Genomic DNA, 25,885 nt, shown 5'->3' on the forward strand with positions numbered 1-25,885 from the left:
ATCACTTTGTTTCTGATTGAAACTTATATGGAATGGCTACTTCTAATAATGCCTCGAATCCGCCATCGTAGAATGGGAATCGTTCATTTGCGATCGTTCGATTCACCCACTCTATTGCAGAAATTTCTTCTTCATCTTCCGCAATCAGTTCACCTTTTACTACATTTGCTCGGAATGTAAAAAGTATCGCATGATTCCCTGATTCTTCAAAGAATTTTTCATTGATCGCAACAAGTCCACTTGCCAGAACCGTTAAACCTGTCTCTTCTTTTACTTCCCTTACTAGAGCTTCCTCTAACGTTTCACCCTTTTCAACAGCCCCGCCTGGCAATGACCAAACGTTTTGTTCTACATTATGTACCATTAATATTTTATCTGTTTCTTCATCATGTATTAGTGCGTATACGACGTCAACTCTTTGCATGTTCCTTTTCTCCTTCAATTAACTCATCCATTGTAAATAAAGAATGTAGCTGTAAGCCATCTTTTAATAAGTTTACTTTTCCCTCTTTCGTTCGTTCAATCACGCCTAGAACATGATGGACTTTCGCACCTAGTTCTCTTAAATCTTTCGTACTTAATAATATTTGACCACCTGTCGTGATAACATCTTCAATAACACAAACATTCTTCCCAGTAATATCAACACCCTCTGCCAACTTACATGTGCCATACTTCTTCGCTTCTTTCCTTTCAAATACAACAGGTATACCTGTTTGTAAAGATAATGCTGTTGCTACTGGAATTCCGCCCATCTCTAAACCTGCGAGTACTTCTGTCTCAGGAGGAATGAGCTCTTTCAATTGTTTAGCAATTTCTAATAACAGTACTGGATTAGATTCAAATAAGTACTTATCAAAGTATTGATTTGATACTTGTCCTGATCGAAGCTTAAATGTTCCCGTTAAACGCGACGTATTGTAAATTCCCTTTGCTAACTCCCATTTCTCTATTCTCTGTCTCCCCTTTACACACAAATTAACTCATTCTATCATATTTGTATTTTTTTGCATATTCCTAAAATACGAATAAAAAAGGTCGATTCCTAAGAATCGACCTTTTCTATTAATTCATCACTAACTCAGCTGTGAGCTTTTTTTTTAACTTAGCCAACATGTCCGTTGTCATTTTGTCTAAATCGTATTCTGCTTTAAAGCCCCACTCTTTCATTGCTGCTGTTGCATCAATAGAGTTTGGCCAGCTATCAGCGATTGTTTGACGAGCAGGATCTACAGCGTAATCCATTGTAAACGTCGGAATGTGTTTACGAATTGATGCTGCGATTTGCTCTGGCTCAAAGCTCATTGCTGTAATATTGAACGCGTTTCTATGCACAAGTTTACTTGGATCAGCTTCCATTAATGAAATGATCGCTTGTAAAGCATCTGGCATATACATCATATCCATGTATGTTCCTTCTGCAATGTATGAGGTGTATGTGCCTTTTTTAATCGCCTCATAATAAATTTCAACTGCATAATCAGTTGTTCCGCCTCCTGGAGGAGCTACGTAAGAAATTAAACCTGGGAAACGTACACCGCGCGTATCAACGCCAAACTTTTGATGATAATAATCACATAGTAATTCTCCTGCTACTTTGTTTACCCCATACATCGTAGTAGGACGCTGAATTGTATCTTGTGGCGTATTATCTTTCGGTGTTGATGGACCGAATGCACCGATAGAACTTGGCGTAAAAAACTTACAGTTTAATTCACGAGCTGCTTCTAATGCATTTACAAGTCCACCCATATTTAAATTCCAAGCAAATAACGGATTTTTTTCTGCCGTTGCTGAAAGTAAAGCTGCTAAATGAATAATTGTATCTACTTCATTACGCTTTGCGATATCATGTAGTTTTTGTCCATCTGTTACATCTAACGTTTCAAATGGACCAGACGTTACTACTTCACTATCTGTTTCACGAATATCTGTTGCAATAACATTTGATGCACCGTATACATCACGAAGTTTCATTACTAGTTCAGAACCAATTTGCCCTAAAGAACCGGTTACTAGAATTTTTTTCATTTTCCCCACTCCTCATTTGCAAGCTATTCAAAAGATGTCGTTACTTAAATAATGCCCATTTCTTTCCCTACTTTTTCATACTTACGAATTGCTTCATCTAACATTTCTTTCGTATGAGCTGCTGTAGGCATATTACGAACGCGTCCTGTTCCTTTAGCTACAGTTGGGAACACGATAGATTTTGCATATACGCCTTCTTCATTTAGACGTTTACTAAATTCTTGTGTTAATACTTCGTCACCAATAATACAAGGTGTAATTGGCGTTTCACTTTCTCCAATGTTAAAGCCAAGTTCTTTTAACCCTTGTTTTAAATAGCGGCCATTTTCCCATAAACGATCATGTAACTCTGTGCTTTCCATTAAAATTTCAATTGATCGCATACATGCAGCTGCATCAGCTGGTGTTAATGCTGTAGAGAATAAGAATGGACGTGAACGAACTTTTAACCAGTCAATTAAGTTTTGTTTCCCTGCTACATATCCACCAATTACCCCAATTGCTTTTGATAATGTACCAATTTGGAAATCAACTTTATCAGATAGACCGAAATGCTTTACAGTTCCTGCACCTTTTCCAAGTACACCTGAACCGTGTGCATCATCTACATATGTCATTAAATCTAATTCTTCTGCAATCTCAACAATCTCTGGTAATTTTGCAACATCTCCATCCATTGAGAAGACACCGTCTGTAATTACCATTAATTTATTGTAAAGACCTGATTCTTTCGCCGCGATTGCTTTTTGGCGTAAATCTTCCATATCAGAATGTTTGTAAACAATAATTTTTGCCTTTGATAGACGACTACCATCAATGATAGAAGCATGGTTTAATTCGTCTGAAAGAATCGCATCATTTTTATCCATAACGGCTGAAATCGCTGCCATATTACAGTTAAATCCTGATTGGTAAGCAATTGCTGCTTCTGTATGTTTAAACTTTGCAATTGTCTCTTCTAATTTAATATGCAAATCTAAAGTACCGTTAATTGTACGAACAGCTCCTGCTCCAACACCGTACTTATGAATTGCACCAATTGCTGCTTCTTGCAAACGGCTATCTGTTGCTAACCCAAGATAGTTGTTTGAAGATAAGTTAATATATTCTTTTCCGCCAATTGTAATGATCGGTCCATTTGAACTCTCAAGCGGATCAATTACGTTATAAAGCCCCTTTGCTTTTAAATCCTCTAAATTTTCTTCTAAAAATTTCGCAAGTGTTTTACTAGACATTGTGAAGCCTCCCATCGTTCATGTAAGCGGATTATTGTCTTAATAGTTCTAATAATCCCTCTACTAGCTTAACACGTTTTCAGAATTTATTATAGAAAAATAGTTTAAAGTAACCGCTTACAATTCTAGATTATATATGATTCATTACAAGAAATCTATCATTTACTTTTCATATTTGGTAGAATAAAAAAATATTTAAGGTGGGCTTCAATCATGGCATTTACTGAATCTGATGTATATAATAACGAAGCATTTTTTGAACAATATATGAAACGAAGATACCGAGAAAATAGCCCAAATGAATCACTTGAAAAACCAGCCTTCTTTCAACTCATTGGTGATGTTAAAGGAAAGCAAATCCTCGATTTAGGCTATGGTGATGCTAAGTTTGGCGAGGAATTATTAGAAAACGGATGCTCCTCTTACACCGGTATTGAAGGCTCTCAGCTTATGTATGAAAAAGCTAAAAAACAACTAGAAAATAAAAATGGATCTGTTCATTTTATAAACCTCAAAGATTATACCTATCCCTCTTCCACTTTTGATTTAGTAACATCTAGACTCGCTTTACATTATATTGAACATCTTGATATCATTTTTCAAAATGTGTTTCAAACTTTAAAAACAAATGGAACCTTTACCTTTAGCGTTCAACATCCCGTTATTACCTCTTCATTTGAAAGCTTACAAATGAGTGGTAAAAGAACTAGCTGGCTCGTCGATGATTATTTTAAACTAGGCAAACGGGTTGAACCATGGATTGACCAGGATGTTATTAAATATCATCGCACAACAGAAGAGTATTTCACATTGTTACAACAAGCCGGATTTACAATTACATCCTTAAAAGAAGCTACACCAAATCAAACTTATTTTCAGAGCGAAGAAGAATATGAACGACGTTTACGAATTCCCCTCTTCCTCTTATTCTCTTGCGAAAAATAAAAAAGACGATGAATCCTCATCGTCTTTTTTCATTAACTCATTGCCTGAGCAACCTCTTTACGTACACGTCTTCCTTTTCCATGCGGAATACAAAGTGGTGTCCCAAATAATGGATCCGTACTGATTTGACACTCCATTCGGAATACATCACGTACTAGCTTCTCATCTACTACTTCTTCCGGCTTACCTTGTGCATATATTTGTTTATCTTGAATGGCTACAATATTGTCTGCATAGCGGCATGCTAAATTTAAATCGTGTAATACCATAACAATTGTTCTTTGTTCTATTTCATTTAATTCGAATAATAAATCTAGCACTTCAATTTGGTGAGTCATATCTAAATATGTAGTAGGCTCATCCAGTAAAATAATATCTGTATCTTGTGCAAGCGTCATTGCAATCCAAGCACGTTGACGTTGTCCACCTGAAAGAGCATGCACATCACGCTCAGCAAATTCTGTCATACCTGTTGCTGCAAGTGCTTTTTGTACCATTTCTTCATCTTTTTCTGACCATTGCTTCAGCCATGTTTGATATGGATAACGCCCTTGCTTTACAAGCTGCAATACTGTAAGTCCTTCTGGCGCTTGCGGTCCTTGCGGCAAAATTGCCATTTGACGAGCAATTTGCTTCGTTTGCATACTTTGAATGGCTTGATTATCTAGCAAAATGTCACCAGTTGTTGGCTTTAATAATCTAGCTAGTGAACGTAATAAAGTTGATTTTCCACAACCGTTAGAACCGATAAAGATTGTAATTTCGCCTTTTGGAATTTCTAAATTCAACTCATCAATAATAATTGCTTCACCATAAGACAGCGTCAAACGTTTCGTCTCCAATGCTTTTTGCATATTCATCTCCCTTTATGAATTCCGACTTTTATAAAGTAAATAAATAAAATAAGGTGCACCAATTGCTGATGTAAATACCCCTGCTGGAATTTCAAGTGGGGTAAAAACTGTACGCCCGATTAAATCTGCAGCAAGTACTAAAATTGCACCAACAATAGCCGCAACTGGGAGTAATGCACCGTATAAAGAACCAACTAGTCTTCGTGAAATATGAGGTGCCATTAAACCGACAAATCCAATTCCTCCGGCAAAGGCAACTGCTCCGCCAATTAAAGCTGTACTAAGTAATAACATGAATACGCGTGACTTCGTTAAAGGAACACCAAGTCCTACCGCAATATCATCCCCTAGCTCTTGCGCATTTAAATGCCTAGCAGCTATAAATGATATTACCGTTAAGATGAGAACCCACGGCGCAAGTACCATAACATTTTGCCATGAAGAACCGTAAACAGTACCTGTAATCCATACATTCGCTTGACTCGCTTGATAAATAGGCGCTAACAACATAAACAAAGTCGTTGCCGCTTTCGTTAACGCCCAAAAACCAACTCCAATTAAAACAAGACTAATCGGTGATAATCCGTCATTTCTCCATGCAAATAAATATACAAAAAGCGCTACAATCGTTGCCCCAGCAAAGGCTGCGAGCGGCATATAATGAATGCTTACGGTTAGCGCATTGTTTTTATCACTAAATATAGCTAAAAAGAGTACAACTGCGACACTTGCACCACCTGTAATTCCGATGATATCTGGAGAAGCAAGTGGATTTCGAACGAGCCCTTGTAAAATACAGCCTGCTATAGCAAGCGCAATTCCTACAAGAATGGCAATTAAAATACGTGGCATACGAAACTTATTTACAACCATATTTGACATTGCGTCGCCATTTCCGATAATCGCTTGCCATACGTCATAAGGAGCGATCTTCATATCCCCCATGCCTGCACTCGCAAAAAACAATCCTATTAAAACAACTAATAAACTTACTAAGACGATACAAGCTCGTTTATACATTAAAAATGAGAATCCGTCTTTTCCTATTCGAAACGGGATATACTTCTTCATTTGCTAAGCCCTCTCTTACGTGCAATATAAATAAAGAATGGAGCCCCGATAAATGCTGTCATAACCCCTACTGGTACTTCTTGTGGCATAATGACATATCTTGCTGCTATATCAGCCAAGATTAATAATATTGCCCCTAATAATCCGCTATACGGCACTCTCCATCTGTGGTCGACTCCAACAAGAAATCTAGCAAAGTGCGGAGTAACAATTCCTATAAACCCAATGGGACCAGCAACCGCAACTGAACCACCAGACAACAGTACAATAATAAGTAACACGAATGATTTCATTAAAATTGTTCGTTGTCCAAGTCCTTTCGCAACATCTTCCCCCATCATTAACGTATTTACTTTCCCCGCCATCATAAGAGATGCAATCCAGCCTATTAATAAATACGGGAATACAGATTGTAAAATTTCTAACTTTCTCCCTTGCACAGATCCGGCAAGCCAAAATAATACTTCTTCAAGCGCCTTTTCATTTAAAACAAGTAATCCTTGTGTTAATGATGAAAATAATGCACTAATTGCCACCCCTGCTAAAGTTAACTTAAGAGGCGTCGTCCCCTCTTTTCCTAAAGAACTAGAAGCAAATACAAGTACAGCTGCAACTGCTGCCCCTAAAAAGGCAATCCACGTGAAAGCTGATAATGATGTTACGGAAAAAATAACAATTGCTACAACTATGAAGAAAGCAGCACCTGAATTTAATCCAATAAAATCTGGAGAAGCAAGTGGATTCTTCGTTAAAGTTTGCATAAGACAACCTGCAATGGCTAAACTAGCACCAACACTAGCTGCAATTAATGCCCTTGGTAGACGCACATTTTGAATAATAATATGTTCATTGGAACCATTAAAATGAAAAAAAGCATCTAACGCTAATTTCCAACTCGTATTTGTATATCCGAAAATAATACTTCCCCAAATACAAGTAATTACTGCAATGATTCCAACAAATAACCCAATCCATTTTGCTTGATTTGTTTTTAATAACATGCAGCGTTTCCCCTTCAATGTATAATGATACGTTGTAAGTGTATTTCAACTTAATTCTCATTGTCAACGATAATGAGAACTATTTTCATTGATATGTATTGACAATCAAAAGATAAAAGCTTAATATCATGCTTGCTATTGAAAAAACTTCTCAGTATGTAGGGGGTACATAATGAAATTCGTGCAAAAGAAATCGTTTACAGTATTTGTATTTTTACTAGCCTTTTCACTACTTTTAAGTGCTTGTGGAAAATCAAATACGAAAGAAGAAACAAAAGAAGATACGAAAAAAGAAATGATTACGGTTGAACATGCAATGGGTAAAACAGAAGTTCCTGCGAATCCAAAACGTGTAGTTATTTTAACAAATGAAGGAACTGAAGCTTTACTTGAACTAGGTGTGAAACCAGTTGGGGCTGTAAAATCTTGGACTGGTGATCCATGGTATCCACATATTAAAGATAAAATGAAAGATGTAAAAGTTGTTGGTGATGAAGGACAAGTGAATGTGGAAACAATCGCTTCTTTAAAACCAGACTTAATTATCGGTAACAAAATGCGTCACGAAAAAGTGTATGAGCAACTAACAGCGATTGCACCTACTGTGTTCTCTGAGACGCTACGTGGTGAATGGAAAGACAACTTCAAATTTTATGCGAAAGCATTAAATAAAGAAAAAGAAGGTCAAAAGGTTTTAGCTGATTACAATAAAAGTATGAAAGATTTAAAAGCCAAACTAGGTGATAAAGTAAATCAAGAAATCTCTATGGTTCGCTTCATGCCTGGTGATGTTCGTATTTATCATGGCGATACATTCTCTGGTGTTATTTTAAAAGAACTTGGATTTAAACGTCCTGGAGATCAAAACAAAGATGATTTCGCAGAACGCAATGTATCTAAAGAGCGTATTTCTGCAATGGATGGTGATGTATTATTCTACTTCACATTCGATAAAGGCAACGAGAAAAAAGGCTCTGAATTAGAAAAAGAATATATCAATGATCCTCTATTTAAAAACTTAAATGCAGTAAAGAATGAAAAAGCATACAAAGTTGACGACGTTATTTGGAATACAGCTGGTGGTGTAATGGCTGCTAACCTACTACTAGATGACATTGAAAAACGCTTTGTTAAATAATACACCTCTAACCAGCTCCCTTCTACGGAGCTGGTTTTTTCATTTCACTGAAGTGTCACATTATTTCATTTTGTATTTTTATTCCCAATATGTTATATTATAAAAGTAAATAGAATATATTTTCTCTATATCAGAATAAATGTTTTAATCTAAATTTTCTGATTAATCATTATTTTATTTTCTTTTAGAATTCAATTATTACATTTGAAAACGCTTATCATCTCGTTTTCAGGGCAAAATACAGTAACGGTTGAAGAAAAATAGAACTTTTCTAGAAATTTTCTTTCTATTTCCATATAATTCTATTGACTTCTAAATATTTTGTGAATTAAAATAATTACATAAATATCCGTTATACAGGATTAGGGGGAAACAAAAATGGATGCAGCTTTAAAATTAGAAAAAGCTGGAGAACAACAATCACCAAAAAAACATCCACCAGGATTATATTTGTTGTTCTTAACAGAAATGTGGGAAAGATTTAGTTATTATGGAATGCGTGGCCTTTTAGTTCTTTATTTAACAACTGCTGCCGTTAGTGGCGGATTAGGATTTGATAAGGCAGTCGCAGTGCAATTATATGGTACTTTTACAGCAGCAGTATATTTCATGCCAATTATAGGCGGATGGCTAACTGATCATTATATTACAAGACGTCATGCCATTACTCTCGGCGGAATTATTATGGCGATTGGTAACTTTGTACTATTCTCCATGAATACAAAAACAGGACTATTCCTTGGATTAGTACTATTAGTTATTGGTAATGGATTCTTCAAACCAAATATTTCTACACTGTTAGGTGAATTGTATGAAGAAAATGATTCACGTCGTGACAGTGCATTTACTATCTTCTATATGGGTATTAACGTAGGTGCTTTCTTCGCTCCACTTATTTGTGGATTTTTAGCAGAAGATTTCTTTAAAACAAGCGTTGATGGCGTTATGGTTATGGGATATAAATATGGATTCTTAGCAGCTTGTATCGGTATGATTATTGGACAAATTGTTTTCAACTTATTAGCTCCTCGCTACCTTGGTACAGCAGGAACAACAGTTGTTGGTAAAAAAACAAAAAATCAACCTGCAATCGAAAAGAAACCTTTAACAAAACAAGAAAAAAATCGCACTTGGGCAATTGTAATTTTAACTTGTTTCGTTGTATTCTTCTGGGCAGGCTTTGAACAAGCTGGTAGTTCTTTAACACTTTATACAGATAAATTTGTTGATCGTACAATTTTCGGATGGGAAGTTCCAACATCTTGGTTCCAATCCGTTAATCCAGCATTCATCGTACTACTTGCACCATTCGTATCTATGCTATGGTTAAAACTTTCTAAATCAAAACGTGGCGATTTAAAAGTACCAACAAAAATGGCATTTGGTATGATTTTACTAGGTATAGGTTACCTTGTTTTAACATTAGCGGTTCTAAAAACTGGAAGTACTGAAGCTGATATAACTGTTAAAGCAAACTTATTATTCATCGTTATCACTTATATGTTCCATACAATTGGCGAACTATTCTTATCACCAATCGGTCTATCAATGGTAAGTGCAATTGCACCTGTTAAATTAGCATCATTACTAATGGGTGTATGGTTAGCTGGTTCAGGTATGGCTAACTGGTTAGCTGGTAAGCTTGCTTCCTTTACACAATCATTAGGTTATCTTGAAGTATTTGCAAGTATCGGTATTATCGTTATCGTCCTAGGAGTTGTACTTCTTCTCTGCTCTAAAAAAGTTGCAAGTATGATGGAATAACACAAAAAAGACGCTTCTAAACATTTAGAAGCGTCTTTTCTATTACTTCTCCTCTAAAGCCGTCACGTTCACGTGAACGCTTTCTCCAGGATTAGATACATCATACACTTGAGCAACTCCACTCTGCTCGTCACAGCTCTCAATCCATACTGGTACGCCCTCATATGTAACGTCAATGCTACTTGAAGAAGATAAGATTTGTTTCACACGTTTTACATCCATACTACTATTCCTCCTTTTACTTACTACACTCCTTTCTATCTTTTCTTTTCCCTTTAGAATATATTCCATACAGTAGCATGTTAATTGGTAGCCTTTTCTTCCTTACATGCTAATATTTACTCTCGTATTACCTTTCTGACAAATAAAAAAAGACGTATATTCCACACGTCTTTTTCCATAATATTCAAATTTTAAGAAAATAATGTTTTTACAACTTCACTTACTTTATCATTATGAATTTGATAATACACTTCTAGTCCTCGTCTTTCAAAGCGTACTACTTTATTTTGTTTTAATTTCGTTAAATGTTGCGAAACCGTTGATTGTGGAATTTCTAACACTTCCTGTAATTGTGTTACATTACAAGTGCCACGTTGCATTAGTTCCATTACTAGACGTAGACGCAACGGATGCGCTAACGCTCTTAACATTTGTACATCTTCTTCTGAAATACGACATTCGAATTGATTTTGGCTCATAAAGTTCCCCTCATTTTCGTTTTTATTTTCTTTTTATTTATTTATATATCTGTTCTTATATTTCCTGTTACGACATAACTTTATCAACCTATAAAGCTGAAAATTTTTTCCACCTTTATCAGCAAAAAATTCAGGAAAAATTCCTTACTGATTTTGAATATTATACTATATGATATAATGAAAAAGCAAAAGTAAGGGCTATGAATACTTTGCTTACAAACGTTGTTTTATCAAGCTTTTTGTTATATTTTCACCTCACTGCAACGTACAGTAATGATATTGTAAAATACCGTCTATAATTGATAACCTATCGTAACGTATTTGGGTTATATTTAACCTCTTTGTTATGCTAAAAGGAATTTTCAGTAAAAAAGATAATGTAATATTAAAAATTGACTTATTGTTGTTTTAATTCGTATTGTACTTGCTCAGACTGTTATTCAAAACTTCCTATTAAATGCATTTGCCTTCTCTTTCTTACTAGATCAACTCAGACCAGCATGTGACCCCTATCAAATTTCAACATCATATATACTTAATGCAAAGACGTCATCTAACATATAAGATTAATGATATACGAACAAAGAAAACAATATAGAAATAACTTCAAAAAGCAAACTCAAATAGATTTGAGTTTGTTTTTTGTCTACTTTATGAACAAAGCATTTCTTTTAATACTATTATGGAATAATTATACTTTTTTACGTTGACAATAGTGTTGAAGGAGAATATACTAAGCATGTAAGTTGATTGTGAATTGTTTCACAAATAATGTGAATTTCTTCACATAAAATAGATAGGAGTTGTCATTATTATGAGTACTTGGACACAAATTTATGACCCATTAAACAATATTTGGTTATCTGCACTAATCGCAGCACTTCCAATTTTCTGCTTCATCATTTGTTTAATGGGACTAAAAATGAAAAGTTACATGGCTGGTCTTTACAGTGTGATTGTCGCTATTATTCTTGCTATATTCGTTTATAAAATGCCAGCAACCGTAGCTGTAGCATCTGCCGGATTCGGTGTTTTATCTGGATTTTATCCAATTTGTACTATCGTTATCGCAGCAATTTTCCTTTACAAATTAACTGTTAAAACAGAGCAATTCAACATCATTCGTGATAGTATTTCAAGCATTACAAATGATCAACGTTTACAAGTATTATTAATCGCTTATTCTTTCGGTGCTTTCTTAGAAGGCGCAGCTGGTTTAGGGGTTCCAGTTGCTATTACAGCTGCATTACTTGTAGGTATGGGCTTTAATCCATTAAAAGCAGCAGGTATTTGTTTAGTAGCTAACATCGCTGGTGGTGCTATGGGTGCTATGGGTATCCCAGTCACAGTACCAGCACAATTAACTGAGTTAGACGCATTAACTATCGGTCGTCAAACTGTTCTTATTTTACCATTCATTAGTATTGTTTTACCTTTCTTACTTGTATCAATGGTTGATGGAATTAAAGGTATTAAAGAGACTTGGCAAGGTATTCTTGTAAGTGGTGTTTCTTTCGCGGTTACTCAGTTCCTTGTAACTTACTTCTTAGGTGCAGAACTTACTAATATTTTCGCAGCCGTTGTAAGTATGATCTCTCTTGCATTATTCTTACGTGTTTGGCAGCCAAAATCTTCTACTCAAGAAGAAAAACAAGAAGAAAAAGTATCTCATACATTTAATCAAATTTTATATGCTTGGTCTCCATTCGTATTCTTAACTGCATTCGTAACAATCTTTAATTTAAAACCAATTAAAGCTTTATTTGCTCCGGATGGCGCACTAGCAAACTTAGTATTTAACATTCAATTCCCTGGTCTTCATAACGCTGTTATGAAAACTACACCTATTACAAAAGCTGATACACCTTTCGCAGCTGTTTTCAAATTTGATGTATTCTCATCTACAACTACTGCAATCGTATTAGCAATTATCGTTTCACTTATCGTATACCGTGTAAAAGGTAAAATGGTTAAAGAATTAATGATTGAAACAATACAAGAACTAAAAGCTCCAGTATATACAATCTGTAGCGTTATCGCTTTAGCTTACGTAGAGAACTACTCTGGTATGTCATCTACACTTGGACTTGCATTCTCTTCTACTGGTAATGCATTCCCTGTTCTTTCTCCGATCTTAGGATGGATTGGCGTATTCATTACAGGTTCAGTAGTATCAAGTGGTTCATTATTTGCACCGCTTCAAGCAGTAACTGCAGATCAATTAAACATCGTTCCTTCTACTCTTGTTGCATTAAACGTAGTAGGTGGTACAATGGCAAAAATGGTTTCACCACAATCTGTAGCAGTTGCTTGTGCCGCAGTTGGACTAGTTGGTAAAGAATCTGTCCTATTTAAAACAGCAATGAAATACAGTTTAATCTTCTTAGCTATCATTAGCTTACTTCAATTAAACGCTGTATTTAATATCTTTTAAAAATAAAACACCGATCCAAATGGATCGGTGTTTTTTCACATTACATCTTCTTATTCTTTAATAAAGAAGCACCAGCAATTTCAGGATGCGTCATTTCGAATGGATCCAAAATAATATCCAATTCTTCTTCTGTCAGTACACCATGTTCTAAACATAACTCCCTAACAGATTTCCCTGTTTCAATTGCTTCACGCGCAATACGAGATGCTGCTTCGTAACCAATATGAGGGTTAACTGCCGTAATAATTCCAACACTTTTCTCAACATATTGCTTCAGCAATTCTTCATTTGCTGTAATTCCTTCAATACAATATTCACGGAATACACGGAATCCGTTATTCATAATACTTATAGATTGAATTAAATTAAATACGAGTACAGGCTCCATTACATTTAACTCTAATTGTCCTGCTTCTGATGCTAAACAAATTGTATGATCATTACCAATTACTTGGAAAGCAACTTGATTAATTACTTCTGCCATAACAGGATTTACTTTACCTGGCATAATAGATGAACCTGGTTGACGAGCTGGTAATTGAATTTCCGCCAATCCAACACGTGGACCAGATGCCATAATGCGAAGATCGTTTGCAATTTTAGACATGTTCATCATACATACTTTTAATGCCGCAGATACTTCTGTGTATGCATCTGTGTTTTGCGTTGCATCAACTAAATGCTCTGCACCAACAAGTGGGAATCCGCTAAATGTTCGCAAGTGTTTAACCACTTGTTCAATGTAGGTAGGGTTTGCATTTAATCCCGTACCAACAGCTGTCGCCCCCATGTTCACTTCATATAAATGTTGGCGAGACTGTTTAATTCTTTTTATATCACGCGCAAGCACTCGGCTATACGCTTCAAATTCTTGTCCAAGACGAATCGGAACAGCATCTTGTAAATGTGTACGTCCCATTTTAATGACGTGATCGAACTCTTTTGCTTTTGCACGGAAAGCAGAATGAAGTTCTTCCATTGTAATAAGAAGTTCTTCTAACATCATAAGAGTTGCAATATGAATTCCCGTCGGAAACGCATCATTTGTTGATTGAGCCATGTTTACATGAGTGTTTGGGCTAATTTTTGCATACTCGCCTTTTTCATATCCCATACGTTCTAACGCTCGATTAGCGATTACTTCATTTGTATTCATATTAATAGAAGTTCCAGCACCGCCTTGGATTGGATCCACGATAAATTGATCGTGGTATTTTCCATCAACAATTTCTTGCGCTGCTTCTGCAATTTCATGTCCAATGTCTTTCGCTAAGTAACCAGTATCCATATTTGCAAGAGCCGCCGCTTTTTTCACAATTGCCATTGCCGTAATGAGTGACGGATGAATGCGATATCCTGTAATCGGGAAGTTTTCTACAGCACGTAATGTTTGTACCCCATAATAAGCTACACTCGGTACTTCCTTTTCACCTAAAAAATCTTTTTCTATCCGTATATCCTTCGTTGCTATCATTTTCATCACCTATACTTTTCATTCTAAATCCCTATCTAAAAAATTCGCCCTCTAAAAATACGAGTATCATTCAGAAGAATTTTTCAGTATCCACCTTCACTATATAGCACCTTTTTTGAAAGCGCAAACATTTATTTTTCTATATATACTTTTTATAAAAATTTATAGAAAATCATTCTTCTACCTTCTTTATTTCCACTCGTTTAATTTGATGCATATCCTTTTCAAGGACTTTAAAAGAAAAGCCGTGTTTTTCAATAATATCTCCTTCAGCAACGATTTGCTTTTGTACCATAATCCAGCCACCAATTGTATCTACATCATCAGCGATCAAGTGTATACCAAATAAATCATTTACTTCACTAATAAGCACCTTTCCCTCTACGATCTTACACCCTTCACTTATATGCTCTATAGGCGGGTGTTCATCTTCATCGTATTCATCTCGGATTTCTCCAACAATTTCTTCTAAAATATCCTCTAGTGTAACAATACCCGCTGTACCGCCATATTCATCATATAATACAGCTAATGGAATTCGTTTTCTTTGCATTTGTAATAACAAATCATGTATAGGAATATTTTCTAGCACTTCAATAACTGGCCTTGTATATGGCGTAATTGAGCACTCCTCATCTCGATTACCGTCCATATAACGAATAAATAAATCCTTTACATTAACCATCCCAATGATTTCATCTTTATCTTCACCAAATACGGGATATCTCGTGTACTTCTCTTGTGCGATTATTTTAATATGTGTTTCAAATGGTTCGTCCTCATATAAACCTACAACTTCCGTACGAGGTACCATAATTTCCTTTGCGACTCTATTATCGAATTCAAAAATATTATTTACATATTTAAATTCCCTTTGATTAATCTCTCCGCTCTCATAACTCTCGGATAAGATTAATCGTAATTCTTCCTCCGAATGAGCAACTTCATGTTCAGAAGCCGGATGTAATCCGAATAACCCTGTCACAAGCCTTGCAGAACCATTTAAAGCCCAAATAAACGGATACATTACTCGATAAAAGTAAATAATTGGCTTCGATAATAATAAGCTAACTTGCTCTGCCCTTTGTATAGCGAGCGTCTTCGGAGCAAGTTCACCAATGACAACATGTAAAAATGTAATCACTGCAAAGGCAATAATAAATGAAACTGTACTTGCAATTGCAGGAGATAAATGTAGTTTTAAAAACAACGGCTCGAGTAAATGTTTTATAGTTGGCTCTCCTAACCACCCAAGCCCTAAAGCAGTAATTGTAATACCTAACTGACACGCTGATAAATACTCATCTAAATTCGAAGTTACTTTTTTAGCTGCCAATGCTCCTCGTCGTTTTTCACTAACGAGTTGATCAATACGACTGCTACGCACCTTAATAATTGCAAACTCAACAGCTACAAAAAAACCTGTTAATGCAATAAGGATGGCTACCATCAATAATTTTATAATATCCACATATACCCTTTAGCTTTCTTAGCTAAAGTTACACCTCCTTTTAAAAAGAAGTTTCACTTTAGTTTCTTCATTTACGCAAAAGCAACCCTATATAAAATTCACCAATTTCAAACCTCATACAATTCTAAAGGTAGGCCGTCAGGGTCTTGAAAAAAGACGAATTTTTTTCCGGTTATTTCATCCATACGTATCGCTTCAGTCTCCACACCGCATTGTTTTAAATGGTTTACAGCCTCTCCTATATTTGTAACAGCAAATGCTAAATGTCTAAGTCCAGCCGCTTCTGGGAAACTTGGGCGCTCAGGTGGATTTGGAAATGAAAATAATTCAATTTGATACTCTTCCCCTACACATAAATCTAACTTATAAGAATCTCGTTCCTTTCTATATACTTCATTTATCGCTTTAAACCCCAATATCCGAGTATAAAAATCTTTTGACACTTCATAATTCGAACAAATAATTGCAACGTGATGCACTCTACTTATATTCATGACTTCTCTATTCCTTTCTTTACCAAAGATGCATATTCTCCCTTGAAATGAAAAACATATATAGCAGAATATCTCTTTTAGGGGGCTTACTATGAAATTTATTACTTTTTTCGTGGGACTTATCGTTGTTTTCTTCCTTGCTTATATTGCTAGCAACAATAAGAAACATATTAAATTTAAACCAATTTTCATCATGCTTATTATACAGTTGATTTTAACCTATTTATTATTAAATACAGAAATCGGTCTCATACTTATTCGGGTCATTTCCAGTCTGTTTACAAAACTACTCGAGTATGCTGCTGATGGTATAAACTTCGTATTTGGCGGTCTTGCCAATAAAGGTGAAATGTCATTTTTCCTTACTGTCTTATTACCAATTGTCTTCATTTCTGTTTTAATTGGTATATTACAGCATTTTAAAATATTACCATTCTTTATTCATTGGATCGGTTACTTCCTTAGTAAAATAAATGGTCTTGGGAAATTAGAATCTTATAACGCTATCGCATCTGCCATTGTAGGCCAATCAGAAGTTTTTATCACGGTTAAAAAACAATTAGCTCAAATTCCAAAACACCGTCTTTATACACTTTGTGCATCTGCCATGTCAACCGTATCTATGTCCATCGTAGGTGCCTATATGACGATGATTGAACCTAAATATGTAGTAACCGCACTCGTTCTCAATTTATTTAGTGGTTTTATTATCGTACTCATCATTAACCCTTACGACGTGAAAGATGAAGAAGATATTTTAGAAATTAAAGGCGAAAAGCAAAGCTTTTTTGAAATGCTTGGAGAATACATTCTAGATGGCTTTCGCGTAGCCATCGTTGTCAGCGCTATGCTTATCGGATTCGTCGCATTAATTAGTTGCATTAATGACCTATTCCTCATTATATTCGGCATTACTTTCCAGCAATTAATCGGCTACGTATTTGCGCCTGTTGCATTCCTTATCGGTGTACCTAGTTCTGAAATTGTCACAGCTGGTAGCATTATGGCAACGAAGCTTGTAACGAATGAGTTTGTAGCAATGATGGACCTTAATAAAATTTCTAATAGCCTTTCTCCTCGTACAGTTGGTATTATTTCTGTTTTCCTCGTCTCTTTTGCCAACTTCTCTTCTATCGGTATTATTTCAGGTGCGGTAAAAGGATTAAACGAAGAACAAGGAAACGTCGTTGCCAGATTTGGCCTTAAATTACTATATGGAGCTACTCTCGTTAGCATTTTATCTGCAATTATCGTAAGCATTATGTTGTAATTAGGTAAAATTTTATCATTTTCTTATCCCTATCTTTTGTATACAATAACGAATAGATGTCTTATAAAGTGAAACTTTACTCAGAGGGGGCTATCCCCCTCTGAGTATTAGTTGAACCAATCGGGCTTTTACGGGCAGTTAACTCCCACCTAACTTCCTTGCATTCGCTGGACTTTGAGGTGGGAGTTTTACTGCCCGTTAATGCAGGATAAATAATCAAGACATCTATTTTTTATACATGTACAATCGCTTTTATTTAGCGTACAATATTTTTTATGTGTTTGAATGCGCTTCTAGATGTATACACTTTGATAGTTTTAAAGGAGAAAAATGATGAAATCCGATGATATGAACAAAGACACCCGATCCAAAAAAGGACGCTCAAAGAAAAAACGCCTACTCTGGTTCCTTCTTATTCCATTACTGATTATAGCACTTGGAGCAGGAGGCTATTCCTTCCATATATACAGTAAAGCGAAATCTGTGTTAAGTAATGCCTACTCTGAACTGGGCCGCGGGGATAAATCCAGCAAACGTGAAAAAGCCGTGAAACCTATGACTGACAACATTTCTGTACTTATTATGGGTGTTGATGAAAGTGATATTAGGGACAAGAATTACGGAAAAGCAACTCGTACGGATGCGCTATTACTTGCAACAATTAATAAAAACGATAAATCTGTTAAACTTGTGAGTATTCCACGTGACTCACGTGTCTACATTAAATCACGTGATAAATACGATAAAATTACACATGCGCACGTATTCGGTGGTGTGGACAGCACAATTGATACCGTGGAGAAATTTTTAGATGTTCCAGTTGATTACTATGTAAAATTTAACTTTAAATCATTTATCAAAATTGTCGATTCTCTTGGTGGTATTACTGTCGATGTTCCAGTTGAGTTTACAGAACAAAATAGTAAAGACGAAGCAGATGCAATTCACCTCAAAAAAGGACGCCAACATTTAAATGGAGAAGAGGCATTAGCACTAGCTAGAACTCGTCATATCGATAGTGATTACATGCGCGGCCAACGACAACAGCTTGTTTTAGAAGCTATTGCTGAAAAAGCACTATCTCTTAATTCCATTAATAAAATCGGTGGTCTACTAGACGCTGTCGATAAAGACTTAAAAACAAATTTAACTTTTGATGATATGATGACAATTGCCAAAAATTCAATGGATTCCAATCTAAAAATGGACAAAATGCAAGTAGAAGGTACTGATAGAATATATAGTTATAATTTTCAACATATTTCTCGTACATATTGTGACAAAAAGAGACAATTGTTACAACAGTGTAACGTTTTTTATAAAAACATTACACACATAGTGGAAATAATAGTATACTAGTACGTACATAATGTTATTTTCATCATTTTTATACAAAAAATGTAATACATATATTTATACAAAAATTTCTGGGGGGAAATAAATGAAGCTAAGTAAAATACTGATTGGTTCTGCAATTACTGGAGGCATATTACTTTGTGTAGGCGGTGTTGGTGGATATCAATATGTATCCAAACTAAATAATCAATTAAATACTACTGCATTACCAAATACTACATTTGAAGGTATTTCTCTCGATGGAAAAAATAAAAAAGATATTCAAAAAATTATTAATCAAAAGGTAACTGAATTAGATCAAAAATCTCTTACCTACATATTCCAAAATGATAAACAAACTTACACATGGAAAGATTTAGGTATAAATTATAAAGAAAAAGATATTATCGACAAAATCTTTAAAGAACAAGAAGGAAATGCAATAAATCGTTACCAAATGCGGAAGCAGGCCGAAAACGGTGAATTAAAACGTGACTATAAATTAACAGCTCAATTAAATACAACTGCTTATGAAAGCTTTATGAAGGATAAATATAATGACACATTAAAAAATCCTGTTAATGCCGAATTAAGTGTTGAAGGCTCTACAGTAAATATTAGCCAAAGTCAAAATGGAGAAAAAATTGATAAAGGAAAGTTAACTGATTTAACGAAACAGGCCATCACTTCTGGCTCATCGGACGTTACATTACCAGTTACACTATTAAAACCTGAGCGTTCTACAGAAGATATACAGAAAATGGGGATTAAAGAAGTAATTGCTGAATATTCAACTCCTATGGCTGGCCGTAATGGAAATCAATCCTATAACGTAAATAAGTCAGCTAATACTTTAAGTGGAGTGATTGTCGCACCTGATGAAACGTTTAGTTTTAATGGCCGCGTTGGTGTAACGGATGCTGCACATGGTTATAAATCCGCAGCCGTATATTCACAAGGTAAGGTTATACAAAGTGCAGGCGGAGGCGTTTGCCAAGTTAGTAGCACATTATATAGCGCAGCTTTAAGGGCAGATTTAGGAATTGTTTCTCGAAGCAATCATTCTATGCCCGTAAATTATTTACCACTTGGGCAAGATGCAGCAGTGGCAGATTATGGTCCGGATTTAAAATTTAAAAACAATACAGGCAATCATATTTATATTCAAGCATTTTCAAATGGAGGCAGTATTACTACTCGTATTTTCGGAACAAATACTGGTAAAAATGTTGAAGTGTCTTCTCAAGTAATTAGCAGGACTAATGATAAAATAACAGCAGTTACATATAAAAAAGTAACACAAAACGGTGAAGTACTATCTAATGGACAAATTTCAAAAAGCGTATATAAAAGCGCTCCAAAACAATAAGACACTATCAAACGAATAAATTTAAAAAACAAAAAAGGCGTGATCTACTCACGCCTTTTTCTTTTGCAATAATAGTAAAAAAGCTTCAAGATGGTCTTTCGTTTCTTCTAAAGACCACATGCGATTTCCTTGCTTCGCAGCTAATACGCACGCCTCTTCCCAAGCGTTCTTTTTCTTCATATATAATAATTCATCGCGTAATTTCAAAACAATTTCTTCATCTTCTTGCTCTATAAACTCTTCCATCACGCCTACTATTTCATCCTCATGGATACTTAACGTACAATACGATTTGAGAAAATATTGTAATGTCGTATACATATTTACTCCCCCTTCTTATTTATCAGATGGATAAGAAGTAATGATCTTATATCCTAAATCTCCTGACTTATCTCTCGCCAAAACAGTAACAGTTTTTACTAACTTGTCTTTTACATTCATATTTTTCTTTATTACCGTTTTTCCAACTGGGAATGAATGAGTTGTATTTAATACGAGACGAGCCTCTTTAGAATTTTTTAACCAATCTTGAATTTCCTTATCATGCTGCTTCAAACTATCTTTTACAGCTTTCGTCGCTGTTTCCTTATCATAGTATGTACTTGCCGCTGATACTTTATCTGTCTTCAAGCGATTCTTCAAATCCTCTTCTGATTTTCCTACATGTCTTTCAATTGTATGACCATTTTTAGGTGGCCCTTCCATTTCATCTAAAATATTATCACTAATTTTTTCTACTGATGTCGATTGATTCCCTGTTTGTTTCTCTGTTTTTTGTTCTTTTCCTGCACATCCACTTAAGATCAGCATTAATGCCAATAAACTACTCAAGAAAAGACTACTTATTCGTTTCATCATATCACCTCTTCCATGATTATTATCGTAACTTCACTAAAAGTCAATTTCACAACGAAAAAACATATACATTTTTAAAATTCCTCATCAATTTTGCCATATTACCACCCTAATTTCATTAAACTACTATTTTGGACCCTCTCTGAAATATACCCCTATGTTTTTTTAATTATTTCCCGACTTTAATCACCACTTAAAAACACCGAAAAAACCTTTTAAATAAAGGATTTGTTCGGTGTTTTCCAAACTAGAATAATATACCCCTTATTTTATATACCCAATACCCATATAAGGTATACACACGGTATTTTATCAACAGTTTCCTACATTATGTAAATTTGCACTTGCCTACACAATAGAAATATGGTGTAATGCAAAAAAAGATAAAGGATTTTAAACAATGGCTGAAACAATTCAAAACTTCTTAACAGACTATTATTCAATCGCAATTCCACTTAGTATCTTAATTAACGTCATCATCAGTCTTTTAGGTTTTATCCCTAGTATTTTTTTGACCGCTATTAACATACAGCTATTTGGTGTAACGAATGGAACTATTATTTCGATCACTGGTGAGGCATTAGGGGCTATTATCTCGTTTTATATTTATCGTATAGGCCTTCAGAAATTCACTCACAACAAAGTAAATAAGTATCCAAAGGTAGAACGCCTACTTTATGTAGAAGGTAGAGAGGCCTTTCTACTCGTTCTATCGTTTCGATTCATACCCTTCATCCCATCTAGTATCGTTACTTTATTTGCCGCTCTAGGCAAAATGTCATTACTCTCTTTCAGTATTGCCAGCACAATAGGTAAAATACCGGCTTTGTTAATCGAAGTATATTCTGCCTATCATGTCATGAATGGAACGAATGAAGCGAAGTGGATTGTAACAATTGCGGGCGCTATTGGATTGTTTTATTTGTGGAAAAAATGGAGAAAAAAATAAAGAAGGAGCATAGGCTCCTTCTTTATTTTTGAAGTATTTTATTAATAATACTCTCTTAAACCCTTAGTTTACACCAACAGCACTAAATGATTGCTTCACTGCTGCTACTTCCGCAGAAGTCGCACCATATAAATCAGCTGCAGCTTGTACTGCACCAGCACGAGCTTGGCTAAATGTAGTAGATTGCGTGAAATATTGTGTGTTTGCGCGGTAATAAATTGCACCTAACTTATCTTTACCAATACCAGTTACAGTTACACCAGAATGTGTACCGCCATTTGCTAATAAATAAGCTTGTTTGTTAATGATACCACTGTTCGTATGAACTCCACCGTTATCACTTGAACCAGTGTAACGCTTAGAATAATGGTCTGGGTCACCATATTTCGCTGGATCACTCATAGAACGAAGCGCATCTCCTGCTTTACCAGGCGTATAAATATCTTCACCAATCTCCCAATCTGGGTTTCGGTTATCATAGAATTCTACTAAAGTACCAAAAATATCAGAAATTGCTTCATTTAGCGCTCCTGATTCATTTTGATAAATTAAATCTGAGCTGTTTTCCGTAACAGCATGCGTTAATTCGTGACCAATTACATCAATTCCACCAGATAATGAAGTAAACGTTACACCATCACCATCTCCGTATACCATTTGTGAGCCATTCCAGAACGCATTATTATACTTACTTCCGTAATGAACTGTCGATTTTAACGGAGCTCCTGCATCATTAATAGAGTTTCTATTAAATGTAGCTTTATAATAATCATATGTTCTACCCGCATAGTAATGAGCATCTACTGCCGCTGCATCATAAGCTGCATTGAAAACATTATCCGCATCTGCCCATAATGTTCCTGGTAATGTTGAGCGGTTTTTCGCATCATATGTGAAAATCGTTGCTCCGCGCGTATTATCTTGTAAGTAGTAAGACGATCCAGATAACGTTGTATTAAGCGACTTTGTATCTCCTAATACACCTTTACCAGTTCCTACTTTATTCGTTCCTGTTACAGGCTTTACAACCGCCTTTGCTTCTTGTTTAGGAGCTTCTTGCTTAACCGGTGACTTATCTTCATTTGCTACATGATCAAGTTTATTATATTTATTTAATACTTTACCGCTTTCTGCTTCAATGAAATAGTAGTAGTTTCCTGGGCTTGGATCTAAGAAGTTTAGATTCACAACGTATGCATATGTTGTTTCTTCACCATTTTGATATACATATAAGTCCGCTTTTGGTTCTACCTCATATTTCGGTTTTACACCTAAATCTTGCTGCGCGATTTCAATTGCTTTTGCGCCTTCGATCTTATTTTTATTCTTCAACTTTTCCTTTTTGTCTAAATCAGGCGCAACTGTTCCAGACAATACTTTTAAAGAACCATCTTTACTTACGTGAGCTACTTGAGTAGATCCCCATACAGGTACTCCTTCATATACTTGTTGCATACGTACTACTGTTGCATCAGTTACAGCATCTTTTTTCACTTGTTTCACTTTGAAAGAATCTTGCGCACTCTTTTCCCCTAGTTTGTAATCACCTTTTGCCGCGTTTAAGTAATCAAACACAACAGATTCTGCTTTCTTACCAGTCGCTCCAGTTAAATCACCAGAAATAAACTCAGGTGATTGCACCGTTTCATTGTACTTCTTCGTAGAGAGCACATTTTTAGAATCCGCAAATGCAGAGCCTGTCCCTCCAAACGTTGTAACTGCCATTCCTGCCGCTAACACTAACGCTAAACTTTTCTTTTTCATGAATCTTCCCCCTAATAAATTATTTTTTGAAAAAGAGTAGTTTTATCGTAGCACTATGTTTCCACTATTAATATACTAAAAATTCAAATAATTATTTTCTCAAGTTTTGTAGAATTTTGAGGAACAAATATTGAAAAAACCCCTTTCCAATTGGAAAGGGGTTTCTCAATATTATAAATTTACTTCTTGCGATGCATTAGCATCTAATGCATAAGTATCTGGTTTATTCGTATATTGTACTCCACCAACAATTGTAAGCACTACTGCCAATGTTAAAATTCCAGCTATTACTTTTTTCATTTTCCATCCTCCTTATGATTTTCTAACATTTCAATAACTAATTTATAATATTGATTACTTTGTTCAAATTTTAATGATTGAGCAAAATATTCTGCAAGTTCTATATATACTTTCTTTAATTCAATTTTATTTCCTGCTGATTTATAAAAAGGTATCGCTTCTAATTCTAAAAATTCTTTATATTCTTTCGCTTCTCCAAAATACTTATATTGAAGCATAAGGATCAAATACAATTTTGTATTAAAACGCTCTTCACGTTTAGCAGCAGTAACGCCTTTATTAATCCATTCTTTCGCTTCTTCAAACTGCTCTAATTTAATACAAGATAGTGCCATTTCATATACTGTATCTATATAATTTAAATCTACTTGTTTTTGAAGTTGTAAACTCTCTAAATAGTGCTCTTTTGCTTGCTGATATTTTTTCTTTTTGTAATATATATTCCCCATATTACTTAGAGTAATAGACATAAGAACATCTTTATCTGCAAAAGCCTCCGCTTCCCTCAATATATTCTCATACATTGTTAAAGCTTCTTCATATTGCCCTTGTTCTGCATAACTCAATGCAATGAGAATTTGACAATTTATCACATTTCGAAATTTATACTCACTCCTAAATGCCTCTAATGCGATATTCGCAAAATGTAAAGTAAGATGCTGAATTTCCAAATGACTATAAGTAAGTGCAATATTATAATAAATTCCTGTCTCATGATATCCAAGTTCTTTAGCCATGATCTCTGTCTCAAGTAAATCCTCTAATCCTTTTTTCCACTTATATTGTAAACAGCATAATAATCCCTTACTATACGTATATAATAACTTCTGAAAAGGTGAAAATTTCTTATATGCCTTCTTAAGCTTCTCTAATTCTTCTGCGATTGCCGGCAATTCTCTTTTCATCAGTAAATAGCGTATATTAAGTAATTTATAATAATTTATGATTTCAAAATCTTGAACACTTTGCATATCCTCTTCCAGTTCGTTACGTATGCGTTCAATCTGTGCCTTATCCAAACGGATTAGTGCATTCAACCATTCATCTAGCTTCCCCTTCACATCTTCTTCTACATCTCTCAAATCCGTCACGGCAATTTCTAACCTTGTGCAGAGCAATTGTAGAATTTCTTCTGATGCCTCGATCTTTCCATTTTCGATTTTACTTAAGTATGAGACAGAACAAATGCCCTGACATAATTCTTCTTGTGTCATTTTTTGCTGTAGCCGTTTATAAAAGACTTGTTTGCCTATTTTTTCTAATGTTTGTTGCATTGTCCTCCTCCATTCTCATTACCCCCATTACTCTAATAATACATAAAATCTTGAGAAATATAAATTGATAAATGTTAATTTTCTAAAAAATATGCAATATTTCATTTTTTTCCCTCTTGACTCTACTTCCATATCCATTCTTTGCTACGAACGATT

At 35.0% G+C, this 25,885-nt stretch carries 24 protein-coding genes and 1 pseudogene; 8 read left to right on the plus strand and 17 right to left on the minus strand.

Translation table 11 applies throughout. The annotated features are described in order from the left end of the window. Nucleotide 1: 1 nt before the first annotated feature. The 4 genes from DN392_RS08430 to DN392_RS08445 form a co-directional block, all read right to left on the minus strand. A complete protein-coding gene (locus tag DN392_RS08430; RefSeq protein ID WP_064469989.1) occupies nucleotides 2-424 on the minus strand; it encodes an NUDIX hydrolase in 423 nt (140 codons plus the stop codon). Then, the gene (gene pyrE, locus DN392_RS08435; protein WP_033658910.1) at nucleotides 411-953 is read right to left on the minus strand and encodes an orotate phosphoribosyltransferase; all 543 of its coding nucleotides are present in this window, start codon (nucleotides 951-953) and stop codon (nucleotides 411-413) included. The genes DN392_RS08430 and pyrE overlap by 14 nt, the downstream gene beginning before the upstream one ends. Before the next feature lie 112 nt (nucleotides 954-1,065). Continuing rightward, a complete protein-coding gene (locus DN392_RS08440) occupies nucleotides 1,066-2,031 on the minus strand; it encodes an L-threonine 3-dehydrogenase (RefSeq protein WP_000723139.1) in 966 nt (321 codons plus the stop codon). A 44-nt stretch (nucleotides 2,032-2,075) separates the two neighbouring features. After that, nucleotides 2,076-3,266, minus strand: a complete 1,191-nt coding sequence (locus DN392_RS08445; RefSeq protein WP_048567109.1) for a glycine C-acetyltransferase — start codon at nucleotides 3,264-3,266, stop codon at nucleotides 2,076-2,078. Between the two features lie 213 nt (nucleotides 3,267-3,479). Here DN392_RS08445 and DN392_RS08450 point away from each other — a divergent pair, with 213 nt between their 5' ends. Further along, nucleotides 3,480-4,211: a class I SAM-dependent methyltransferase gene (locus DN392_RS08450; protein WP_064449792.1), complete on the plus strand. Its 732-nt coding sequence runs from the start codon at nucleotides 3,480-3,482 to the stop codon at nucleotides 4,209-4,211. A gap of 32 nt (nucleotides 4,212-4,243) precedes the next feature. On the opposite strand, the gene DN392_RS08455 is transcribed toward DN392_RS08450, so the two are convergent. From DN392_RS08455 to DN392_RS08465, 3 genes are read right to left on the minus strand one after another with little or no spacing between them, the layout of a single operon-like run. Continuing rightward, complete coding sequence (locus DN392_RS08455) at nucleotides 4,244-5,065, minus strand: ABC transporter ATP-binding protein (protein ID WP_064449793.1); 822 nt, start codon at nucleotides 5,063-5,065, stop codon at nucleotides 4,244-4,246. Nucleotides 5,066-5,077: 12 nt separating this feature from the next. After that, complete coding sequence (locus tag DN392_RS08460; RefSeq protein WP_000760037.1) at nucleotides 5,078-6,136, minus strand: FecCD family ABC transporter permease; 1,059 nt, start codon at nucleotides 6,134-6,136, stop codon at nucleotides 5,078-5,080. Further along, entirely contained in the window at nucleotides 6,133-7,137 is a 1,005-nt protein-coding gene (locus DN392_RS08465; RefSeq protein WP_000925209.1) for a FecCD family ABC transporter permease, read from the minus strand. The genes DN392_RS08460 and DN392_RS08465 overlap by 4 nt, the downstream gene beginning before the upstream one ends. Nucleotides 7,138-7,309: 172 nt before the next feature. Here DN392_RS08465 and DN392_RS08470 point away from each other — a divergent pair, with 172 nt between their 5' ends. Further along, nucleotides 7,310-8,275, plus strand: coding sequence for an ABC transporter substrate-binding protein (locus tag DN392_RS08470; RefSeq protein ID WP_000673898.1), 966 nt, complete (start codon nucleotides 7,310-7,312; stop codon nucleotides 8,273-8,275). A gap of 378 nt (nucleotides 8,276-8,653) precedes the next feature. Next, on the plus strand, nucleotides 8,654-10,039 hold the full coding sequence (locus DN392_RS08475) for a peptide MFS transporter (RefSeq protein WP_088321545.1): 1,386 nt from the start codon (nucleotides 8,654-8,656) through the stop codon (nucleotides 10,037-10,039). Nucleotides 10,040-10,081: 42 nt separating this feature from the next. On the opposite strand, the gene DN392_RS08480 is transcribed toward DN392_RS08475, so the two are convergent. After that, entirely contained in the window at nucleotides 10,082-10,261 is a 180-nt protein-coding gene (locus DN392_RS08480; RefSeq protein WP_000382688.1) for an acid-soluble spore protein H, read from the minus strand. Nucleotides 10,262-10,452: 191 nt separating this feature from the next. After that, nucleotides 10,453-10,740: an ArsR/SmtB family transcription factor gene (locus DN392_RS08485; protein ID WP_000081429.1), complete on the minus strand. Its 288-nt coding sequence runs from the start codon at nucleotides 10,738-10,740 to the stop codon at nucleotides 10,453-10,455. 814 nt (nucleotides 10,741-11,554) lie between these two features. Between DN392_RS08485 and DN392_RS08490 the strand changes: the two genes are divergently transcribed. Further along, complete coding sequence (locus DN392_RS08490; protein WP_071743367.1) at nucleotides 11,555-13,174, plus strand: L-lactate permease; 1,620 nt, start codon at nucleotides 11,555-11,557, stop codon at nucleotides 13,172-13,174. A 40-nt stretch (nucleotides 13,175-13,214) separates the two neighbouring features. Here the strand turns inward: DN392_RS08490 and aspA are convergent, their stop codons facing one another. From aspA to gloA2, 3 genes are all read right to left on the minus strand, one after another. Further along, complete coding sequence (aspA, locus tag DN392_RS08495; RefSeq protein WP_000562162.1) at nucleotides 13,215-14,648, minus strand: aspartate ammonia-lyase; 1,434 nt, start codon at nucleotides 14,646-14,648, stop codon at nucleotides 13,215-13,217. Between the two features lie 172 nt (nucleotides 14,649-14,820). Next, the gene (locus DN392_RS08500) at nucleotides 14,821-16,119 is read right to left on the minus strand and encodes a hemolysin family protein (protein WP_000351385.1); all 1,299 of its coding nucleotides are present in this window, start codon (nucleotides 16,117-16,119) and stop codon (nucleotides 14,821-14,823) included. Nucleotides 16,120-16,226: 107 nt separating this feature from the next. Continuing rightward, entirely contained in the window at nucleotides 16,227-16,613 is a 387-nt protein-coding gene (gene gloA2, locus DN392_RS08505) for an SMU1112c/YaeR family gloxylase I-like metalloprotein (protein ID WP_048567112.1), read from the minus strand. A gap of 91 nt (nucleotides 16,614-16,704) precedes the next feature. Here gloA2 and DN392_RS08510 point away from each other — a divergent pair, with 91 nt between their 5' ends. The 3 genes and pseudogenes from DN392_RS08510 to DN392_RS08520 all read left to right on the plus strand — a co-directional run bounded on the left by DN392_RS08510 (nucleotide 16,705) and on the right by DN392_RS08520 (nucleotide 20,587). Beyond that, on the plus strand, nucleotides 16,705-17,883 hold the full coding sequence (locus DN392_RS08510; protein WP_071743365.1) for a NupC/NupG family nucleoside CNT transporter: 1,179 nt from the start codon (nucleotides 16,705-16,707) through the stop codon (nucleotides 17,881-17,883). Nucleotides 17,884-18,213: 330 nt separating this feature from the next. Beyond that, nucleotides 18,214-19,131 (plus strand): annotated as a pseudogene (locus DN392_RS08515) (LCP family protein); the annotation flags it as partial. Between the two features lie 193 nt (nucleotides 19,132-19,324). Next, nucleotides 19,325-20,587 carry a VanW family protein gene (locus DN392_RS08520; protein ID WP_000777385.1) on the plus strand — a complete coding sequence of 421 codons (1,263 nt, stop codon included), beginning with the start codon at nucleotides 19,325-19,327 and terminating at the stop codon, nucleotides 20,585-20,587. 48 nt (nucleotides 20,588-20,635) lie between these two features. On the opposite strand, the gene DN392_RS08525 is transcribed toward DN392_RS08520, so the two are convergent. Together DN392_RS08525 and DN392_RS08530 are read right to left on the minus strand one after the other, a co-directional pair. Continuing rightward, nucleotides 20,636-20,908, minus strand: coding sequence for a hypothetical protein (locus tag DN392_RS08525; RefSeq protein WP_000288799.1), 273 nt, complete (start codon nucleotides 20,906-20,908; stop codon nucleotides 20,636-20,638). 15 nt (nucleotides 20,909-20,923) lie between these two features. Then, a complete protein-coding gene (locus DN392_RS08530; RefSeq protein ID WP_000822712.1) occupies nucleotides 20,924-21,442 on the minus strand; it encodes an RNase A-like domain-containing lipoprotein in 519 nt (172 codons plus the stop codon). Nucleotides 21,443-21,842: 400 nt separating this feature from the next. Here DN392_RS08530 and DN392_RS08535 point away from each other — a divergent pair, with 400 nt between their 5' ends. Then, entirely contained in the window at nucleotides 21,843-22,391 is a 549-nt protein-coding gene (locus tag DN392_RS08535; RefSeq protein ID WP_000852213.1) for a TVP38/TMEM64 family protein, read from the plus strand. Nucleotides 22,392-22,454: 63 nt separating this feature from the next. Here DN392_RS08535 and DN392_RS08540 read toward each other — a convergent pair whose 3' ends face one another. From DN392_RS08540 to DN392_RS08550, 3 genes are all read right to left on the minus strand, one after another. Next, nucleotides 22,455-24,155 carry a M4 family metallopeptidase gene (locus DN392_RS08540; protein ID WP_000730359.1) on the minus strand — a complete coding sequence of 567 codons (1,701 nt, stop codon included), beginning with the start codon at nucleotides 24,153-24,155 and terminating at the stop codon, nucleotides 22,455-22,457. A 171-nt stretch (nucleotides 24,156-24,326) separates the two neighbouring features. Next, nucleotides 24,327-24,455: an NprX family peptide pheromone gene (locus DN392_RS08545; RefSeq protein ID WP_000755493.1), complete on the minus strand. Its 129-nt coding sequence runs from the start codon at nucleotides 24,453-24,455 to the stop codon at nucleotides 24,327-24,329. Further along, the gene (locus DN392_RS08550; RefSeq protein ID WP_001187950.1) at nucleotides 24,452-25,729 is read right to left on the minus strand and encodes a helix-turn-helix domain-containing protein; all 1,278 of its coding nucleotides are present in this window, start codon (nucleotides 25,727-25,729) and stop codon (nucleotides 24,452-24,454) included. The genes DN392_RS08545 and DN392_RS08550 overlap by 4 nt, the downstream gene beginning before the upstream one ends. Nucleotides 25,730-25,885: the final 156 nt, after the last annotated feature.

The sequence above is a fragment of the Bacillus sp. BB51/4 genome (genome assembly GCF_008368845.1).
In the GTDB taxonomy this organism is placed as follows: Bacteria; Bacillota; Bacilli; order Bacillales; family Bacillaceae_G; genus Bacillus_A; species Bacillus_A wiedmannii.

Coding starts and splice junctions, on each gene's coding strand:
- DN392_RS08430 (WP_064469989.1), bottom strand. CDS start 424: ATGCAAAGAGTTGACGTCGTATACGCACTAATACATGATGAAGAAACA.
- DN392_RS08440 (WP_000723139.1), bottom strand. CDS start 2,031: ATGAAAAAAATTCTAGTAACCGGTTCTTTAGGGCAAATTGGTTCTGAA.
- DN392_RS08445 (WP_048567109.1), bottom strand. CDS start 3,266: ATGTCTAGTAAAACACTTGCGAAATTTTTAGAAGAAAATTTAGAGGAT.
- DN392_RS08450 (WP_064449792.1), top strand. CDS start 3,480: ATGGCATTTACTGAATCTGATGTATATAATAACGAAGCATTTTTTGAA.
- DN392_RS08455 (WP_064449793.1), bottom strand. CDS start 5,065: ATGCAAAAAGCATTGGAGACGAAACGTTTGACGCTGTCTTATGGTGAA.
- DN392_RS08460 (WP_000760037.1), bottom strand. CDS start 6,136: ATGAAGAAGTATATCCCGTTTCGAATAGGAAAAGACGGATTCTCATTT.
- DN392_RS08465 (WP_000925209.1), bottom strand. CDS start 7,137: ATGTTATTAAAAACAAATCAAGCAAAATGGATTGGGTTATTTGTTGGA.
- DN392_RS08470 (WP_000673898.1), top strand. CDS start 7,310: ATGAAATTCGTGCAAAAGAAATCGTTTACAGTATTTGTATTTTTACTA.
- DN392_RS08475 (WP_088321545.1), top strand. CDS start 8,654: ATGGATGCAGCTTTAAAATTAGAAAAAGCTGGAGAACAACAATCACCA.
- DN392_RS08480 (WP_000382688.1), bottom strand. CDS start 10,261: ATGGATGTAAAACGTGTGAAACAAATCTTATCTTCTTCAAGTAGCATT.
- DN392_RS08485 (WP_000081429.1), bottom strand. CDS start 10,740: ATGAGCCAAAATCAATTCGAATGTCGTATTTCAGAAGAAGATGTACAA.
- DN392_RS08490 (WP_071743367.1), top strand. CDS start 11,555: ATGAGTACTTGGACACAAATTTATGACCCATTAAACAATATTTGGTTA.
- aspA (WP_000562162.1), bottom strand. CDS start 14,648: ATGATAGCAACGAAGGATATACGGATAGAAAAAGATTTTTTAGGTGAA.
- gloA2 (WP_048567112.1), bottom strand. CDS start 16,613: ATGAATATAAGTAGAGTGCATCACGTTGCAATTATTTGTTCGAATTAT.
- DN392_RS08510 (WP_071743365.1), top strand. CDS start 16,705: ATGAAATTTATTACTTTTTTCGTGGGACTTATCGTTGTTTTCTTCCTT.
- DN392_RS08520 (WP_000777385.1), top strand. CDS start 19,325: ATGAAGCTAAGTAAAATACTGATTGGTTCTGCAATTACTGGAGGCATA.
- DN392_RS08525 (WP_000288799.1), bottom strand. CDS start 20,908: ATGTATACGACATTACAATATTTTCTCAAATCGTATTGTACGTTAAGT.
- DN392_RS08530 (WP_000822712.1), bottom strand. CDS start 21,442: ATGAAACGAATAAGTAGTCTTTTCTTGAGTAGTTTATTGGCATTAATG.
- DN392_RS08535 (WP_000852213.1), top strand. CDS start 21,843: ATGGCTGAAACAATTCAAAACTTCTTAACAGACTATTATTCAATCGCA.
- DN392_RS08540 (WP_000730359.1), bottom strand. CDS start 24,155: ATGAAAAAGAAAAGTTTAGCGTTAGTGTTAGCGGCAGGAATGGCAGTT.
- DN392_RS08545 (WP_000755493.1), bottom strand. CDS start 24,455: ATGAAAAAAGTAATAGCTGGAATTTTAACATTGGCAGTAGTGCTTACA.
- DN392_RS08550 (WP_001187950.1), bottom strand. CDS start 25,729: ATGCAACAAACATTAGAAAAAATAGGCAAACAAGTCTTTTATAAACGG.